The sequence below is a fragment of the Stenotrophomonas aracearum genome, from assembly GCF_031834615.1.
GTDB lineage: Bacteria > Pseudomonadota > Gammaproteobacteria > Xanthomonadales > Xanthomonadaceae > Stenotrophomonas > Stenotrophomonas aracearum.
On record NZ_CP115543.1, the window covers coordinates 903795 to 918619 of the forward strand.

Below are 14825 nucleotides of genomic sequence, written 5' to 3' on the forward strand. Positions count from 1 at the left end.
CTTCGGCGTCCCTTTTTCATATCCGGCATACCATGGCGGCATGATCCACCTGCATTACCTCGATGACGCCCTGCTGGTCGCGGAAAAACCCGCCGGCCTGCTCTCCGTGCCCGGCCGCCTGCCGGAAAACCAGGACTGCGTGATCGCGCGCCTGCAGGCGCTGTATCCCGACGCATTGACCGTGCACCGGCTCGACCAGGTCACCTCCGGGCTGCTGCTGCACGCACGCGGCAAGGTGATGGAAGCGGCGCTGTCGGTGCAGTTCCAGCAGCGCCAGGTCGGCAAGCGTTACCAGGCGGTGGTGGAAGGCGTGCTGGACCGCGATGCCGGCGAGGTCGACCTGCCATTGATCGTCGACTGGCCGAACCGGCCGAAGCAGCGCGTGGACCATGAAACCGGCAAACCCGCACTGACCCGCTGGCAGGTGTTGGCCCGCGACCTCGAGGCAGGCCGCACCCGCGTCGAGCTCGAGCCGGTGACCGGACGCAGCCACCAGCTGCGGCTGCACATGGCCAGCCTCGGCCATCCCATCGTCGGCGACGTGCTGTACGGCGCCGCACCGGCCGCGCGCGTGTACCTGCACGCCTGCAGCCTGCAGTTCACCCACCCGTTGACCGGGCAGGCCATGCGCTTCGACTCGACCGTACCCTGGTAGTGCAGGCCGCCGGCCGGCAACCACGCACGCGTGCCGTACGACCAAGGTCGGACGGTCTGCCGGCTGCCATCGGACTATGCTCGATCCCATGGCTTTGTCTGGGAGGGCTGTCATGCGTTACGAAGATGTCTACCGCCGATCGGTCGAGGAACCTGAAGCCTTCTGGGCCGAGGAAGCGCACCGCATCTACTGGCACGTGCCGCCGCAACAGGTGCTGGACTACAGCAACCCGCCGTTCCGTCGCTGGTACGTCGGGGGCCAGACCAACCTCTGCTACAACGCGGTCGACCGTCACCTGGCCGAGCGCCCGGACCAGCTTGCGCTGGTGGCCATTTCCACCGAAACCAACGTCACCCGCGAAATCACCTATCGCGAGCTGTACCGCGAAGTGAACGCGTTTGCCGCGGTGCTGCAGCGCCTGGACGTGCAGCGCGGCGACCGCGTGGTCATCTATATGCCGAACATGGCCGAGGCGGTGTTCGCGATGCTTGCCTGCGCGCGCATCGGCGCGATCCACTCGGTGGTGTTCGGTGGTTTTGCCGCGCACAACCTGGCGCTGCGCATCGATGATGCCGCGCCCAAGCTGCTGATCGCCGCCGACGCCGGCAAGCGCGGTGGCAAGGTCATTCCGTACAAGGCCATGGTCGACGCGGCCTGTGCCGAAGCGCAGTCGCCGCCGCCGCATGTATTGATCGTGTCGCGTGGTCTGGACCCGGCCGAACCGAAGGTGCCCGGCCGCGACGTCGACTACGCCACCCTGCGCGACGAAGTGGGCGACCAGGACGTGCCGGTGGTGTGGCTGGAATCGAGCGAGCCCAGCTACCTGCTGTACACCTCCGGCACCACCGGCAAGCCCAAGGGCGTGCAGCGCGATGTGGGCGGCTATGCAGTGGCGATGGCGCAGTCGATGGAAACCGTGTTCGACTGCAAGCCGGGCCAGGTGATGTTCTCCACCTCGGACGTGGGCTGGGCGGTCGGTCATTCCTATAATGTGTACGGCCCGCTGATCGGCGGCTGCACCTCGCTGTTGTACGAAGGATTGCCGACGAATCCGGACCCGGGCATCTGGTGGGCGCTGTGCGAACAGTACGGCGTGCGCACGCTGTTCTCCTCACCCACCGCGATCCGCGTGCTGAAGAAGCACGACGCCGATTTCATCAAGCGCCACGACCTGGCCGCACTCAAGTATGTGTTCCTCGCCGGCGAGCCGCTCGACGAACCCACCGCGCACTGGATCAACGACGCGCTCGGCAAGCCGATCATCGACAATTACTGGCAGACCGAAACCGGCTGGCCGGCGTTGACCCTGCTGCCCGGCGTGGACCTCAAGCCGGTGCGTTTCGGATCGCCCGGTTTCCCCAATCTCGGTTACCGGATGAAGGTGATCGACGAGAACACCGGCGCCGAAGTGCAGCCGGGGCAGAAGGGCGTGCTGGTGATGGTGCCGCCGCTGCCGCCGGGCTGCATGAGCACGGTCTGGAACGACGACGCGCGCTTCCTGCAGAGCTACTTCAGCCACTTCAAGGAGCTGTTGTACAGCTCGCTGGACTGGGCGATCCGAGACGAGGACGGCTACACCTTCATCCTCGGCCGCACCGACGATGTGATCAACGTGGCCGGGCACCGGCTCGGCACCCGGGAAATCGAAGAGTGCATTTCCGGGCATCCGCTGGTGGCCGAAGCCGCGGTGATCGGGGTCAAGGACGAACTGAAGGGCCAGGTGCCGCTGGTGTTCGTCACCCTCAAGCAGGCCGTGGGCGAGGAGGGCGCCGCAGTGGTCGCCGAAATGATGCAGCGGGTCACCCAGAGCCTGGGCGCGGTGGCGCGCCCGGCGCACATTCACCTGGTCAACGCCCTGCCCAAGACCCGCTCCGGCAAGCTGCTGCGCCGCTCGCTGCAGGCCCTGGCCGAACACCGCGACCCCGGCGACCTGTCGACCCTGGACGACCCGGGCGCGCTGGACGAGATCCGACGCGCGCTGGGGCGCTGACGCCACGGGGCCCGGGCATGCAATGCCCGGGTCACCGGCCCTTGATGCGTTGCACCAACCCAATGTATGAACGTCGGTTAAGCTTCGGGGGCAATGTGCCGAACCTGCCGATGGCAGCTGCTCGGGGGAGTAGGCGATCGCAAGGGGGCGTACCTCCGGGCTCAGATGTCCGGGAAGGGCGTGGCAGCAGAAGTGGGACAGGGGGAATACATGGCGTACATCCATGCCAAGACGGCCGCTGGCCGTCAGGAAATCGAAGATCGTGCGCGTCGGCTGCTGCCGGGGCTGCGCTCCATTCTGCTGATGGTCGATGGTCAGCGTGATGACAATGAACTGACGGCCATGTTGCCGGGGCTGCGCGCGCCGGATGACGCGCTGCTGCAGCTGGCAGAGATGGGGTTGATCGAAGTGGTCGGCGGCGCGCTGGCGCCGAGCGCGCCGCGCGCGCTCACCGCCGGTCGCGAGCAGGACCCGCTGCTGTACAAGCAGCTGTATGACTGGATGAGCGAGTCGGTGCGAAAGCACCTGGGCCTGAAGGGCTACTTCATGCAGCTCAAGATCGAACGCTGCACCGACGCGGCCGGACTGGAAAAGCTGTGGCCGGACATGGCAGCGGCGGTGTCGAAGGCGAAGAGCCCGGCGCTGGCCAACCGCTGGATGGAGGAGACCCGCGCGTTGCTGCAGAGCGACGCGCAACCGGCCTGAAACGAACGAAGCCTCGGCTCACCGGGCTTCGTTCGCGGGGGCGCTTTATTGCAGGCCTTCGGCCTGCAGGACCGCCTTTACGCCCGCGTCGGCTTCCATGCGGGTCTTGAACGCGGCCAGGTTGTCCAGGCCGCTGAGGTCGATCTTGGCGGCAGCCGCCCAGCGCAGGGTGATGTAGAAGTACGGGTCGGCATAGCTGCGGAAACCGGCCAGCCACGGCTTGTCGGCGAGCTGGCGGTTGGCGGTTTCGAACAGGCCGCGCAGGCGCTTGCGGGCGGCGTCGCGGACCGCGTCGTACTGCGCTTCGTCGCCGATGAACTTGCCCGGCCCGAACAGCGGCGAGAACGCCGGGTGCACGTCCGAATTGACGAAGGCCAGCCAGCGGTTGGCTTCGGCACGCTGCTGCGGGCTGCCGTCGCCGGCCAGGCCGGCCTGCGGGTAGCTGTCGGCGATGTAGCCCATGATGGCCGAGTTCTGGGTCAGCACGAAGCTGCCGTCGACGATCGCCGGCACCGCGCCGGCCGGGTTGATCGCCAAGAACGCCGGGGCCTTCAGCGTGTCCTTGTCGAGCAGCTCCACCTCATAGGGCTGGCCGGTCCACTGCAGGGCGATATGGTCGGCGGTGGAGCAGGCTCCGGGCTTGCTGTACAGCTTCATGGGGAACTCCGTCGGATTGCGGGAAAAATGAACGGCCCACTATTCCAGAGCCGCCTCCGCATCCTCAACGGTATGGCCGTAACAGACCGTTACGACGCGCGTGGCTTGAGTTTCTGCACGCGATAGAAGGTGTGGTCGCCGATGGTGGCCACCTGGTAGGCGTTGCGCCAGCTTGGGTTGGCAATCGACAGCGCCGCGAAGTGGCTGGCCCCGGGCACGATCTCCTTGCGCTCGCCGGCCGGCAGGGCCCAGTTGCGCTCGGCATCGAAGGCCACGGTCATGGCTTCTTCCCAGGCGTCGCTGTTGGCCAGCTGGGTGCCGGGCGCGACGATGGTCGGGGCGAACTGCTTGCGCGCAGTCACCACCTTGCACATCGAGTCGCCCCACAGCCCGCTGTCCAGGCGGCGCAGTGCCACTTCCGCAACGGCTTGCTGGCCGCGCAGGGTCTGGTCACGCGCTTCGAGGTAGACGGTCGTGCTCAGGCACAACGAATCGGCGGCCGGCTGGGGCAACAATTGCGACAGCCAGAGTATCCAGGCCAGTTTCATGTATCTCCTTGCTCCGTATGGGCCGCACCTGGCTGTCCATCCGATCAACGGGACGGGGCGGGGGGTACGACTTGGCGTCATGGGGAGGCGGCCATCGGGGCCGCCCGTAAGCAGCTCCCGAAAGACGTGGGGGCCGCGCGCTCACTCGAACTGGGTGGTGAGCGGGAAAGTTGGCGCACGATAGGGGGGGATTTCGCAACGCATCCTGAACCGGAAAGCTTGACATTCAGGTTCAGGGGTGGGGCGGATAGTCGTATTCAGGTTCTACAGGCAGCCGGCCACAGGCCGGCTCTACCCAGGTCAAACGCGTGTCGTATCGGCAACCGGCCGGCACGTTACAAGTCAGCCGCCAACCGGCTGCCCTGGTTGATCGCGCGCTTGGCATCCAGTTCGGCGGCCACGTCCGCGCCGCCGATCAGGCGCGCGTCCACACCCGCCGCCTGCAGCGCCGCGTGCAGGTCGCGGCGCGGTTCCTGGCCGGCGCAGATCACCACATGGCTCACCGGCAGGGTCTGTTCCTGGCCGTCGATGCGGATCCGCAGGCCGCTGTCGTCCACGCCCAGGTACTCCACGCCGCCGAGCATCTTCACGCCCTTGGCCTTGAGCGTGGCGCGGTGGATCCAGCCGGTGGTCTTGCCCAGCCGTGCGCCCGGCTTGCCGGGGCTGCGCTGCAGCAGCCAGACCTTGCGTGCGGGGGCTTCCGGTTGCGGCCGGGCCAGTGCGCCCCGAGCCTCGAAGCTCGGGTCCACGCCCCATTCGGCCATCCAGCGCGCCGGGTCCAGGGCCGGAGACGGCCCCTCGTGGACCAGGAACTCGCCCACGTCGAAGCCGATCCCGCCGGCGCCGATGATCGCGGCCTCCGGGCCGACCTGCACCCGGCCCAGCAGCACGTCCAGGTACGTGACCACCTTGGGGTGGTCGGCGCCTGGGAAGTCGACCTCGCGCGGGCGGATGCCGGTGGCCACCACCACCGTGTCGAAGCCGGCCAGGGTGGCCACGTCGGCCTGGGTGTCGAGCTTCACGGTGACGCCGGTTTCCTCCAGCTTGTGCTGGAAGTAGCGCAGCGTTTCGTGGAATTCCTCCTTGCCCGGAATGCGCTTGGCCACGTTGAACTGGCCGCCGATCTCGCTGCCGGCATCGAACAGGGTGACCGCGTGGCCGCGCTCGGCGGCCACCGTGGCGCAGGCCAGCCCGGCCGGGCCGGCACCGACCACGGCGATCTTTTTCGGCGCGCTGGTCGGGCGGTACACCAGCTCGGTTTCATGCACCGCGCGCGGGTTGACCAGGCAGCTGGCGGTCTTGTTCTCGAACACGTGGTCCAGGCAGGCCTGGTTGCACGCGATGCAGGTGTTGATCGCCTGCGCACGGCCGGCGCGGGCCTTGTTGGCCCACTCCGGGTCGGCAAGCAGCGGGCGCGCCAGCGACACCATGTCGGCACCGCCGCCGGCGAGGATGCGCTCAGCCACGTCGGGCATGTTGATCCGGTTGGTGGCGATCACCGGCAGCTGCACATGCGGCTTGAGCTTGGCGGTGACCCCGGCGAACGCCGCGCGCGGTACCGAGGTGGCGATGGTCGGTACCCGCGCTTCGTGCCAGCCGATGCCGGAGTTGATCAGGGTGGCACCGGCCGCTTCGATGGCCTTTGCCTGCTGCACGATCTCGTCCCAGTTGCTGCCGTCTTCGACCAGGTCGACCAGCGACAACCGGTAGATGATGATGAAATCCGGGCCGCAGGCTTCGCGGATGCGGCGCACGATCTCCACCGCGAACTGCATGCGGCGGCGTGCATCGCCGCCCCAACGGTCGCTGCGCAGGTTGGTGCGCGGCGCGATGAATTCGTTGATCAGATAGCCTTCCGAACCCATCACCTCGACGCCGTCGTAGCCGGCCTCGCGGGCCAGCCGCGCGCTGCGCGCGTAGTCGGCGATATGCCGTTCCACCCCGCGCGAAGACAACGCACGCGGCGTGAACGGATTGATCGGTGCCTTCTTCTTCGACGGCGCCACCGACAGGGGATGGTAGGCATAGCGGCCGGCATGCAGCAGCTGCAGGCAGATCTTGCCGCCGTGGTCGTGCACCGCGCCGGTGAGCTGGCGGTGCGGGCCCACTTCCCACGGCCACGACAGCTTGCCGCCGAACGGCTTGAGCCAGCCGACCACGTTGGGCGCGTAGCCGCCGGTGACGATCAACCCGACTCCGCCCGCCGCGCGTTCAGCGAAGTACGCCGCCAGTCTGGGGAAATCGCGCGCGCGGTCTTCCAGCCCGGTGTGCATGGAGCCCATCAGCACCCGGTTGCGCAGGGTGGTGAAGCCCAAGTCGAGCGGGGCGAACAGATGCGGATAGGGGGTGGATTCGGCGGCTGGCGACATGTCGATACGCTTGCGTACGGAAGGCGGGCAGGGTGCCGCGAATGGCCCTCACGCGCAAGGGCCTGCGACACATCGGTAGCGCCGGCCGTTGGCCGGCCCTCGCATGACCTGGCGACCCCATGAGCCGGCCAGCGGCCGGCACTACGGTGAAACCCGGATCACCAGCCCTCCAATACGATCTTCCCGGTCACCCCACCGCCCTCCAGCAACCGGTGCGCTTCGCGCAGGTTGGCCGCATTGATCGTGCCCAGCGAGGTATGCGCGGTGCTGCGCAGTTCCCCGGCGTCGACCAGGCTCGCCACGCGGCTGAGGATGCGGTGCTGCTCGATCATGTCCGCGGTCTGGAACCGCGAGCGCGCGAACATGAATTCCCAGTGGATGCCAATGCACTTGGCCTTGTAGGGATCGCCGATCCGCAGCGGCCCGCGCGGTTCCACCACCAGTCCCACATGTCCCTGCGGGGCCAGCAGTTCGCCCAGCACCTCCCAATAGTGGTCGGTGTCGGCCAGGTTCAGCGCCACCTCCACCTGGGCGATACCGAGCGCCTGCAGCTGCGCCGGCAAGGGCTGGCGATGGTCGACCACATGGTCGGCGCCCATCCGTCGGCACCATTCCGCCGAATCCTCGCGTGATGCGGTGGCGACCACGGTGAATCCCGCGTGGCGCGCCAGCTGGATCGCGATCGAACCCACGCCACCGGCGCCGCCGATCACCAGCAGCGTCTGCCCGACGTGGTGTTGATCATCGAAGTGCAGCGGCATGCGTTCGAACAGCAGCTCCCACGCGGTCAGCACGGTCAACGGCAACGCGGCCGCTTCGGCGAAATCCAGCGTGGTCGGTTTGCGTCCGACGATCCGCTCATCCACCCACTGCAGCTGTGCGTTGCTGCCGGGGCGGGTGACATCGCCTGCGTAATACACCTCATCGCCCGGCGCGAAGGCAGTGACCTGCGCGCCGACCGCAAGAACAGTGCCGGAAGCGTCAAAACCGAGAATGCGCGGTGGCGACACCTCACCCGCACGCGGCGCACGCTGCTTGGTGTCCACCGGATTCACCGACACCGCGTGAACGCGCACGAGCAGGTCGTGCCCGTGCGGCGCTCCCGGTTCAGGAATGACGAGATCGCCCAGCGCGTCAGGGTCGTCGATGGGCAGGTAGCGGGTCAGTCCTACAGCGTTCATATCGGCTCTTGGAGAGGTGAAACACGTTCATCATAGGGACGCTTTCAAACCTGTTTTTGAGCTGAATCGCGACACACCGCCGAATTGCATCAAATACTGTAGCGAGTCGTTGAAATCTTTGGGAAAGTGCCCAAAACCCTTGTCATTGTTGGGCCTTGCGGAAATTCACCAACCTGTATAGGGTGCCTCCAGCTGGACCGGTGGAGGTCTGGCGGTCGATTTCACATGTTATGTGACCGTTAACATCGCCTTCACTCCCCTGAGCATAATGTTCGCGGCGGTGGCGTGCTGAATCGGCAGTCTTAACGACGCAGTAGTGCTGGCCCATGCCTCTACCGGTTTCATACCCCCGAAATAGGAGCTGTATTACATGAACAAGAAGATCCTCACTGCCGCGCTGCTGGGCGGCCTGGCGTTTGCCCAGGCAGCTTCGGCGCAGTCGTCCTTTGATGACCGCTGGTACCTGACCGGTTCGGCGGGCTTCAACTTCCAGGATAGCGACCGTCTGACCAACGATGCTCCGTTCGTGACCCTGGGCCTGGGTAAGTTCGTCAGCCCGAACTGGTCGCTCGATTTCGACCTGAACTACCAGAACCCGAACTTCGACGCCAACCAGGATCTGAACTGGAGCCAGTACGGCGCGTCGGTCGATGCCCGTTACCACTTCATCCAGGACGGCCGTGGCTGGAACCCGTACCTGCTGATGGGCCTGGGCTACCAGAAGTCGGAAGAAGAGTTCGACAACTTCCCGTCGCCGGACAGCCCGGGTGAGCGCAAGGACGGCAACTTCGCCGCCAAGGTCGGCGTCGGCCTGCAGACCACCTTCGAAAAGCGCGTTGCAGTCCGTGCCGAAGTGGCCTACCGCGGTGACTTCGACGACAAGAGCATCGCTGCTCCGGACGAAAGCTGGTTCGGCGACGTGCTGGCCTCGGTCGGCGTCGTGATCCCGCTGGGCCCGCCGCCGGCTGCCCCGGTTGTCGCTCCGCCGCCGGCTGCCCCGAGCTGCGCCGACCTGGATGACGACGGTGACGGCGTCAACAACTGCGACGACAAGTGCCCGGATTCGCAGCCGGGTCAGACCATCGGTCCGGACGGTTGCCCGGTGCCGGTCTCCATCGACCTGAAGGGCGTCAACTTCGACTTCGACAAGTCGAACCTGCGTCCGGACGCCGTGGCGATCCTGAGCGAAGCCACCCAGATCCTGGTGCGTTACCCGGACCTGCGCGTCGAAGTGGCTGGCCACACCGACCTGTGCGGCAAGGAAGACTACAACCAGAAGCTGTCCGAGCGTCGTGCGACCACCGTGTACAACTATCTGACCCAGAACGGCGTTGCTGCCAGCCGTCTGACCGGTCCGATCGGTTATGGCGAGAGCCGTCCGCTGGAGCAGACCCCGCAGACCTTCCCGGCCTGCAAGAGCGAGAAGAACCGTCGTACCGAGCTGAACGTCCAGAACTGATCGTTCGGGAACATCAGCCTCAGGACAGGGCCCGGCAATGCCGGGCCCTGTTTTTTTGTGTGCGTTCCAACAAATTGGAATTAAATTCAACAAGTTGCCGTATTCATTGAATGTGGGATCTTGAAAGCGGTTGTGGCGCTGTTAAACTCGGTGCGTCACCCTCTTTCCTGGATGCATCCCATGCTGCGTATCGCACTGGCCGCCGCCCTCGGCATGGCCCTGGTTCCCACCGCTTACGCAGCCGTGGATTGCTCGGCCACGGCTACCGCCGTAGCGCCGCTGCCGCTGCCGGCCACCGCGATCGCACCGGTCGCCAACGAGCTGTACATCCGCAACGTGCAGCTGGGCATGCCGGCGGGCGTGCTGACCTCCAACTTCGACCAGCAGCAGTCGCTGGACCGCGTGCTGCAGCGCCTGCGCATCGACGGCTGCCAGAACATCGCCAAGGCGATGCCGGGCGCACCGGCGGTGAAGCCGAATGATCCGGCCGCCTACAAGCCGCAGACCGAATTCGACAACACGCCGTGGCGCTTCGACATGAGCCAGAACGGCAAGCGCATGACCGCCGAGGAATTCGACGCCTGGATGAAGGCCAAGGGTGTGCGCGTGGTCAAGGCGCGCCCGGCACCGGCAGCTGCCGCCGCTCCGGCCCCGGCTGCCCCGGCTGAAACCAAGCCGGAAGGCAAGAAGTAAGACCCGCGCGCTGCGACCGATGAGCACCCGTCGGCCACCCGCGGCGCCTCCTGATCGACCACGCCGCGACCCGCGGCGTGCGTCCGCCCCGGCCAGAGCCGGCACCGCGCGCGCCCCCGATGCGCCGCGCCACGGGCTGGCGCGGGTACTGTCCAAGGCCGGGCTGTGCTCACGCACCGAGGCCGCGCGCTGGATCGCCGACGGCCGGGTCACGGTCGACGGCCGCACCATCAACAACCCGGAGTTCCCGATCGTCGACGGCCGCCATGTGGTCCGCGTCGACGGCCAGCCGCTGGGCAGCGCCCGGCGCATCCACATCATGCTCAACAAGCCGCGCGGACTGGTCACCACCGCGCAGGACGAGCGTGGCCGCGACACCGTCTACCGCTGCTTCGACGGTGCTGGCCTGCCGTGGCTGGCCCCGGTGGGGCGCCTGGACAAGGCCAGCGAGGGGCTGCTGCTGTTCAGCAACGATCCCGAGTGGGCGGCCCGCCTGACCGATCCGGAAACCGGGCCGGACAAGACCTATCACGTGCAGGTCGACGTCATTCCCGATGAGACCCAGCTGGCCGCGCTGCGCGCCGGGGTCGAGGACGACGGCGAGTTCCTGCGCGCACGCGCGGTGCGGTTGCTGCGCAGCGGGGAAAAGACCGCCTGGCTCGAAGTGGTGCTGGAAGAGGGCCGCAACCGGCACATCCGCCGCCTGCTGGCGGCCTTCCAGATCGGTGTTCTACGTTTGGTAAGGGTAGGGATCGGCCACTTGGCACTGGGGACGCTGGGCAAGGGCGCCTGGCGCGAGCTGCAGCCGCACGAACTGGAGTTGCTCCACACCACGGCCGGAAGTGCCGTGGTCGCATCGTAGTGCGTGGCCCGCTGGGGAGCGGGCGCACCACCGGGCAAGGGACGGCCTGTCGTTTACCGACTGACCACTACCGGGAGAAGTGTCATGCAAACCCTCGTCAATCGCCGCCCCGTGCTGGGCGGTGCATGCCTGTTGCTGCCAGCCTTGTTGCTGAGTGCCTGCAGCGGTCATAAACAGGCGGCCAGAACGACGCCGCCGGTCACCGACAAGGTGGTCGAGATCCAGTTGCCGGCCACTGAGCGCGACGGGCGCGGCGCCTACCGGTTCCACATGAGCAACGGCGAGAAGCGCATGACCGCCGAAGAGTTCGACGCGTGGATGAAGGCCAACGGGATTCGCGTGGCGAAGGGCAATCCGACCGCGACCACCCGGAACAAATGACGTAGAGCGGGGCTCTGCCCCGCTCCATGGTGCGCCGCCGTTACGCCTTGATCACACCCAGCTCCACGCCGATGCGGGTGAACGCATCGATCGCGCGGTCCAGGTGCGCGCGGGTGTGCGCGGCGCTGATCTGGGTGCGGATCCGCGCCTGGCCCTTGGGCACCACCGGGAAGAAGAAGCCGATCGCGTAGATGCCTTCTTCAAGCAGGCGCTGCGCGAACGTCTGTGCGAGCGGGGCGTCGTACAGCATCACCGGGCTGATCGGGTGCACGCCCGGCTTCACGTCGAACCCGGCTGCGGTCATCTTCTCGCGGAAGTACGCGGTGTTTTCCTGCAGGGTGGTGCGCAGGTCATCGGCGCTGGCCAGCATGTCGAAGGCCTTGATGCCGGCGGCGACCACGTGCGGCGGCAGCGAGTTGGAGAACAGGTACGGGCGCGAGCGCTGGCGCAGCAGCTCGATCACCTCGGCGCTGGCGGTGGTGAAGCCGCCCAGTGCACCGCCCATGGCCTTGCCCAGGGTGCCGGTGATGATGTCGATCCGATCCAGCACGCCCTTGACCTCGGCCGAGCCGCGGCCAGTGGCGCCGAGGAAGCCGGTGGCGTGGCATTCGTCGATATGCACCAGTGCGTTGTACTTCTTCGCCAGCGCGGTGATCTCATCGAGCGGGGCGATGAAGCCGTCCATCGAGAACACGCCGTCGGTGGTGATCAGCTTGGTGCGGCAGCCGGCGGCGTCGGCGGCCTGCAGCTGCGCTTCCAGGTCGGCCATGTCGCAGTTGGCGTAGCGGAACCGCTTGGCCTTGCACAGGCGCACGCCGTCGATGATGGAGGCATGGTTGAGCGCATCGGAGATGATCGCGTCGTTCTCGCCCAGCAGCGGCTCGAACAGGCCGCCATTGGCGTCGAAGCAGGCCGCGTACAGGATGGTGTCCTGCTTGCCGAAGAAGCCGGCGATCTGCTGCTCCAGCTGCTTGTGCAGGTCCTGGGTGCCGCAGATGAAGCGCACCGAGGCCATGCCGAAGCCGTGGCTGTCCAGCGCGTCCTTGGCCGCCTGGATCAGGTCGGGGTGGTCGGCCAGGCCCAGGTAGTTGTTGGCGCAGAAGTTCAGCACCTGGCGACCGTCGTCCAGGGTGATCTCGGCCGACTGCGGACTGGTGATGACGCGCTCGGACTTGAACAGGCCCTGGGCGCGGATCGCCTCCAGTTCCTCAACATAGTGCTGGGTGAGCGGGGCGGTCTGGGCGTCGGTCATGGCAGGCGGTCATCGGCACGGGAAAGCCGGGATTTTACCTGCCCGGGCCGTTGCCCGGGGCGGTCAGTGGTGGGACCCGGGGCAGGGCGGGCGCGCATCGGTTGCGCATGCAATTGTTGCAACGCAATATCAATCGGGTTAAAAATCCGTAAACTCCCCACCCCTTCACCCCCACCGTCTGGAGAGACCCGCATGAACCACGCCACGCGCCATACCGCCGCCGCTGTGCTCTGCGCCGCCCTGTTTGCCCCGTTCATCGCCAGCGCCCAGGACGAGGCCGAATCGCCGTTCAGCTGGAACGTGACGGGTGTGTCCGACTACGTGTTCCGGGGTGTCTCGCAGACCGATGAAGACCCGACCCTGCAGGCTGGCTTCACCTATACCTCGCCGGTCGGCCTGTACGCCGGCATCTGGGGCTCGGGCGTGGACTTCGGCGACGGCGGCCCGGATGCCGAGGTCGACTACTTCATCGGCTACGGCGTGGACGTCACCGACAACGTCAACTTCGACGTCATGCTCAACCACTACAGCTACCCGGGTTCCAGCGAGCTGGCCTATACCGAGCTGATCACCAAGACCAGCTTCGCCGAGCATTACAACGTGACCGTGGCCTACACCAACGACGTCTGGAACACCGACACCGACGGCTGGTATTTCGCTGCCGGCACCGAGTGGGCGCTGCCGCAGGAATTCAACCTGACCGCCAACGTCGGCCGCAACACCTTCAAGGACGAGATCGCCAAGGACTACACCGACTGGAACATCGGCGTGAACCGCACCTGGGGCCTGTTCACCCTGGGCCTGGGCTACTACGGCACCGACGGCAACGGCCGCGACAACAGCGGCAAGCTCGCCGACAACCGCGTCGTCTTCACCGTCGCCGTCGGGCAATAACACCTCCGGAACGGTTCCGTGGGCCGGCCAACGGCCGGCGCTACCGCAGCCGACGTAGTGCCGGCCGCCGGCCGGCTCCAAGCAAACCCAAAACGAAAAAGGCGCCCATTGGGCGCCTTTTTCTCAGTTCCAGCTCAATACAACCTTACCCGCCTTGCCCTGTTCCATCAGGTCGAACCCCTTCTGGAACTCGTCGATCGGCAACTGGTGGGTCATCACCTTGCCGAGCGGGAAGCCGGACAGCACCAGCTGGGTCATCTTGTACCAGGTCTCGTACATCTTGCGGCCGTAGATGCCCTGCACGGTCAGGCCCTTGAAGATGATCTTGTCCCAGTCGCAGCCGGCGCCCTTCGGCATGATGCCGAGCATCGCGATCTTGCCGCCGTGGTACATGCAGTCGAGCATGTCGTTGAACGCGCGCGGGTTGCCGCTCATTTCCAGGCCCACGTCGAAGCCCTCCATGTGCAGTTCCTTCATCACGTCCTTGAGCGAGGTGTTGGCCACGTTGACCACGCGGGTGGCGCCCATGTCGGCGGCCAGCTTCAGGCGGAAGTCATTGACGTCGGTGACCACCACGTTGCGCGCACCGATGTGCTTGCAGATGCCCGCGGCAATGATGCCGATCGGGCCCGCGCCGGTGATCAGCACGTCTTCGCCGATCACGTCGAATTCCAGCGCGCAGTGCGCGGCGTTGCCGTACGGGTCGAAGAAGGCGGCGAGTTCCGAGGGGATCTGGTCGGGGATCGGCCACAGGTTGCTGGCCGGCATCACCATGTATTCGGCGAAGGCGCCATTGACGTTCACGCCGATCCCGACCGTGTTCGGGCACAGGTGCGGACGGCCGCCACGGCAGTTGCGGCAGTGGCCGCACACGATGTGGCCTTCGGCCGAGACGCGCTGGCCGAGCTCGTAGCCGGTCACGCCCGGGCCGATTTCAGCGATGCGGCCGACGAATTCGTGGCCGATGGTCAGGCCCGGCTTGATCGTGCGCTGGCTCCACTCGTCCCACAGGTAGATGTGCAGGTCGGTACCGCAGATGGCGGTCTTCTCCAGCTTGATCAGGACCTCGTTCGGGCCCGGCACCGGCACCGGCACGTCTTCGAGCCAGATGCCCTTGGCGGCTTCGCGCTTGACCAGGGCCTTCATTGTTTGCTGCGCCATCGGGGTGGAGCTCATCTG

General features: G+C 66.6%; 14 protein-coding genes. 8 read left to right on the forward strand and 6 right to left on the reverse strand.

The annotated features are described in order from the left end of the window. The first annotated feature begins 40 nt into the window (after nucleotides 1-40). The 3 genes from PDM28_RS04155 to PDM28_RS04165 all read left to right on the forward strand — a co-directional run bounded on the left by PDM28_RS04155 (nucleotide 41) and on the right by PDM28_RS04165 (nucleotide 3350). Nucleotides 41-655 carry an RluA family pseudouridine synthase gene (locus tag PDM28_RS04155; RefSeq protein WP_311183901.1) on the forward strand — a complete coding sequence of 205 codons (615 nt, stop codon included), beginning with the start codon at nucleotides 41-43 and terminating at the stop codon, nucleotides 653-655. Nucleotides 656-767: 112 nt separating this feature from the next. Continuing rightward, nucleotides 768-2645 (forward strand): propionate--CoA ligase, encoded by a 1878-nt coding sequence (prpE, locus tag PDM28_RS04160; protein ID WP_102944233.1) that lies wholly within the window; start codon nucleotides 768-770, stop codon nucleotides 2643-2645. A gap of 210 nt (nucleotides 2646-2855) precedes the next feature. Beyond that, nucleotides 2856-3350, forward strand: coding sequence for a hypothetical protein (locus PDM28_RS04165; protein ID WP_102944276.1), 495 nt, complete (start codon nucleotides 2856-2858; stop codon nucleotides 3348-3350). A 45-nt stretch (nucleotides 3351-3395) separates the two neighbouring features. Here the strand turns inward: PDM28_RS04165 and PDM28_RS04170 are convergent, their stop codons facing one another. From PDM28_RS04170 to PDM28_RS04185, 4 genes are all read right to left on the reverse strand, one after another. Further along, complete coding sequence (locus PDM28_RS04170) at nucleotides 3396-4007, reverse strand: glutathione S-transferase family protein (protein WP_102944232.1); 612 nt, start codon at nucleotides 4005-4007, stop codon at nucleotides 3396-3398. Between the two features lie 89 nt (nucleotides 4008-4096). Further along, nucleotides 4097-4555, reverse strand: a complete 459-nt coding sequence (locus tag PDM28_RS04175) for a cell wall hydrolase (RefSeq protein ID WP_070207575.1) — start codon at nucleotides 4553-4555, stop codon at nucleotides 4097-4099. A gap of 335 nt (nucleotides 4556-4890) precedes the next feature. Further along, a complete protein-coding gene (locus PDM28_RS04180; protein WP_311183902.1) occupies nucleotides 4891-6924 on the reverse strand; it encodes an oxidoreductase in 2034 nt (677 codons plus the stop codon). Nucleotides 6925-7082: 158 nt separating this feature from the next. Beyond that, the gene (locus PDM28_RS04185; protein WP_311183903.1) at nucleotides 7083-8105 is read right to left on the reverse strand and encodes a zinc-binding alcohol dehydrogenase family protein; all 1023 of its coding nucleotides are present in this window, start codon (nucleotides 8103-8105) and stop codon (nucleotides 7083-7085) included. 370 nt (nucleotides 8106-8475) lie between these two features. Here PDM28_RS04185 and PDM28_RS04190 point away from each other — a divergent pair, with 370 nt between their 5' ends. The 4 genes from PDM28_RS04190 (at nucleotide 8476) to PDM28_RS04205 (ending at nucleotide 11500) form a co-directional block, all read left to right on the forward strand. Beyond that, nucleotides 8476-9564: an OmpA family protein gene (locus PDM28_RS04190; protein WP_102944229.1), complete on the forward strand. Its 1089-nt coding sequence runs from the start codon at nucleotides 8476-8478 to the stop codon at nucleotides 9562-9564. Between the two features lie 180 nt (nucleotides 9565-9744). Beyond that, nucleotides 9745-10257 carry a hypothetical protein gene (locus tag PDM28_RS04195; RefSeq protein WP_311183904.1) on the forward strand — a complete coding sequence of 171 codons (513 nt, stop codon included), beginning with the start codon at nucleotides 9745-9747 and terminating at the stop codon, nucleotides 10255-10257. Between the two features lie 19 nt (nucleotides 10258-10276). Further along, nucleotides 10277-11119 carry a pseudouridine synthase gene (locus PDM28_RS04200; RefSeq protein ID WP_311183905.1) on the forward strand — a complete coding sequence of 281 codons (843 nt, stop codon included), beginning with the start codon at nucleotides 10277-10279 and terminating at the stop codon, nucleotides 11117-11119. Nucleotides 11120-11203: 84 nt separating this feature from the next. Continuing rightward, complete coding sequence (locus PDM28_RS04205; protein ID WP_102944227.1) at nucleotides 11204-11500, forward strand: hypothetical protein; 297 nt, start codon at nucleotides 11204-11206, stop codon at nucleotides 11498-11500. Nucleotides 11501-11540: 40 nt separating this feature from the next. Here the strand turns inward: PDM28_RS04205 and kbl are convergent, their stop codons facing one another. After that, complete coding sequence (gene kbl / locus PDM28_RS04210; RefSeq protein WP_311183906.1) at nucleotides 11541-12752, reverse strand: glycine C-acetyltransferase; 1212 nt, start codon at nucleotides 12750-12752, stop codon at nucleotides 11541-11543. A gap of 192 nt (nucleotides 12753-12944) precedes the next feature. Here kbl and PDM28_RS04215 point away from each other — a divergent pair, with 192 nt between their 5' ends. Beyond that, nucleotides 12945-13646, forward strand: coding sequence for a TorF family putative porin (locus PDM28_RS04215; RefSeq protein WP_311183907.1), 702 nt, complete (start codon nucleotides 12945-12947; stop codon nucleotides 13644-13646). Between the two features lie 123 nt (nucleotides 13647-13769). Here the strand turns inward: PDM28_RS04215 and tdh are convergent, their stop codons facing one another. Beyond that, entirely contained in the window at nucleotides 13770-14792 is a 1023-nt protein-coding gene (gene tdh, locus PDM28_RS04220; RefSeq protein WP_070207587.1) for an L-threonine 3-dehydrogenase, read from the reverse strand. Between the last annotated feature and the right edge of the window lie 33 nt (nucleotides 14793-14825).

What these genes read in the sequence shown, in the direction of transcription:
- PDM28_RS04155 (WP_311183901.1), top strand. Translation starts at nt 41, where the DNA reads ATGATCCACCTGCATTACCTCGATGACGCCCTGCTGGTCGCGGAAAAA.
- prpE (WP_102944233.1), top strand. Translation starts at nt 768, where the DNA reads ATGCGTTACGAAGATGTCTACCGCCGATCGGTCGAGGAACCTGAAGCC.
- PDM28_RS04165 (WP_102944276.1), top strand. Translation starts at nt 2,856, where the DNA reads ATGGCGTACATCCATGCCAAGACGGCCGCTGGCCGTCAGGAAATCGAA.
- PDM28_RS04170 (WP_102944232.1), bottom strand. Translation starts at nt 4,007, where the DNA reads ATGAAGCTGTACAGCAAGCCCGGAGCCTGCTCCACCGCCGACCATATC.
- PDM28_RS04175 (WP_070207575.1), bottom strand. Translation starts at nt 4,555, where the DNA reads ATGAAACTGGCCTGGATACTCTGGCTGTCGCAATTGTTGCCCCAGCCG.
- PDM28_RS04180 (WP_311183902.1), bottom strand. Translation starts at nt 6,924, where the DNA reads ATGTCGCCAGCCGCCGAATCCACCCCCTATCCGCATCTGTTCGCCCCG.
- PDM28_RS04185 (WP_311183903.1), bottom strand. Translation starts at nt 8,105, where the DNA reads ATGAACGCTGTAGGACTGACCCGCTACCTGCCCATCGACGACCCTGAC.
- PDM28_RS04190 (WP_102944229.1), top strand. Translation starts at nt 8,476, where the DNA reads ATGAACAAGAAGATCCTCACTGCCGCGCTGCTGGGCGGCCTGGCGTTT.
- PDM28_RS04195 (WP_311183904.1), top strand. Translation starts at nt 9,745, where the DNA reads ATGCTGCGTATCGCACTGGCCGCCGCCCTCGGCATGGCCCTGGTTCCC.
- PDM28_RS04200 (WP_311183905.1), top strand. Translation starts at nt 10,277, where the DNA reads ATGAGCACCCGTCGGCCACCCGCGGCGCCTCCTGATCGACCACGCCGC.
- PDM28_RS04205 (WP_102944227.1), top strand. Translation starts at nt 11,204, where the DNA reads ATGCAAACCCTCGTCAATCGCCGCCCCGTGCTGGGCGGTGCATGCCTG.
- kbl (WP_311183906.1), bottom strand. Translation starts at nt 12,752, where the DNA reads ATGACCGACGCCCAGACCGCCCCGCTCACCCAGCACTATGTTGAGGAA.
- PDM28_RS04215 (WP_311183907.1), top strand. Translation starts at nt 12,945, where the DNA reads ATGAACCACGCCACGCGCCATACCGCCGCCGCTGTGCTCTGCGCCGCC.
- tdh (WP_070207587.1), bottom strand. Translation starts at nt 14,792, where the DNA reads ATGAAGGCCCTGGTCAAGCGCGAAGCCGCCAAGGGCATCTGGCTCGAA.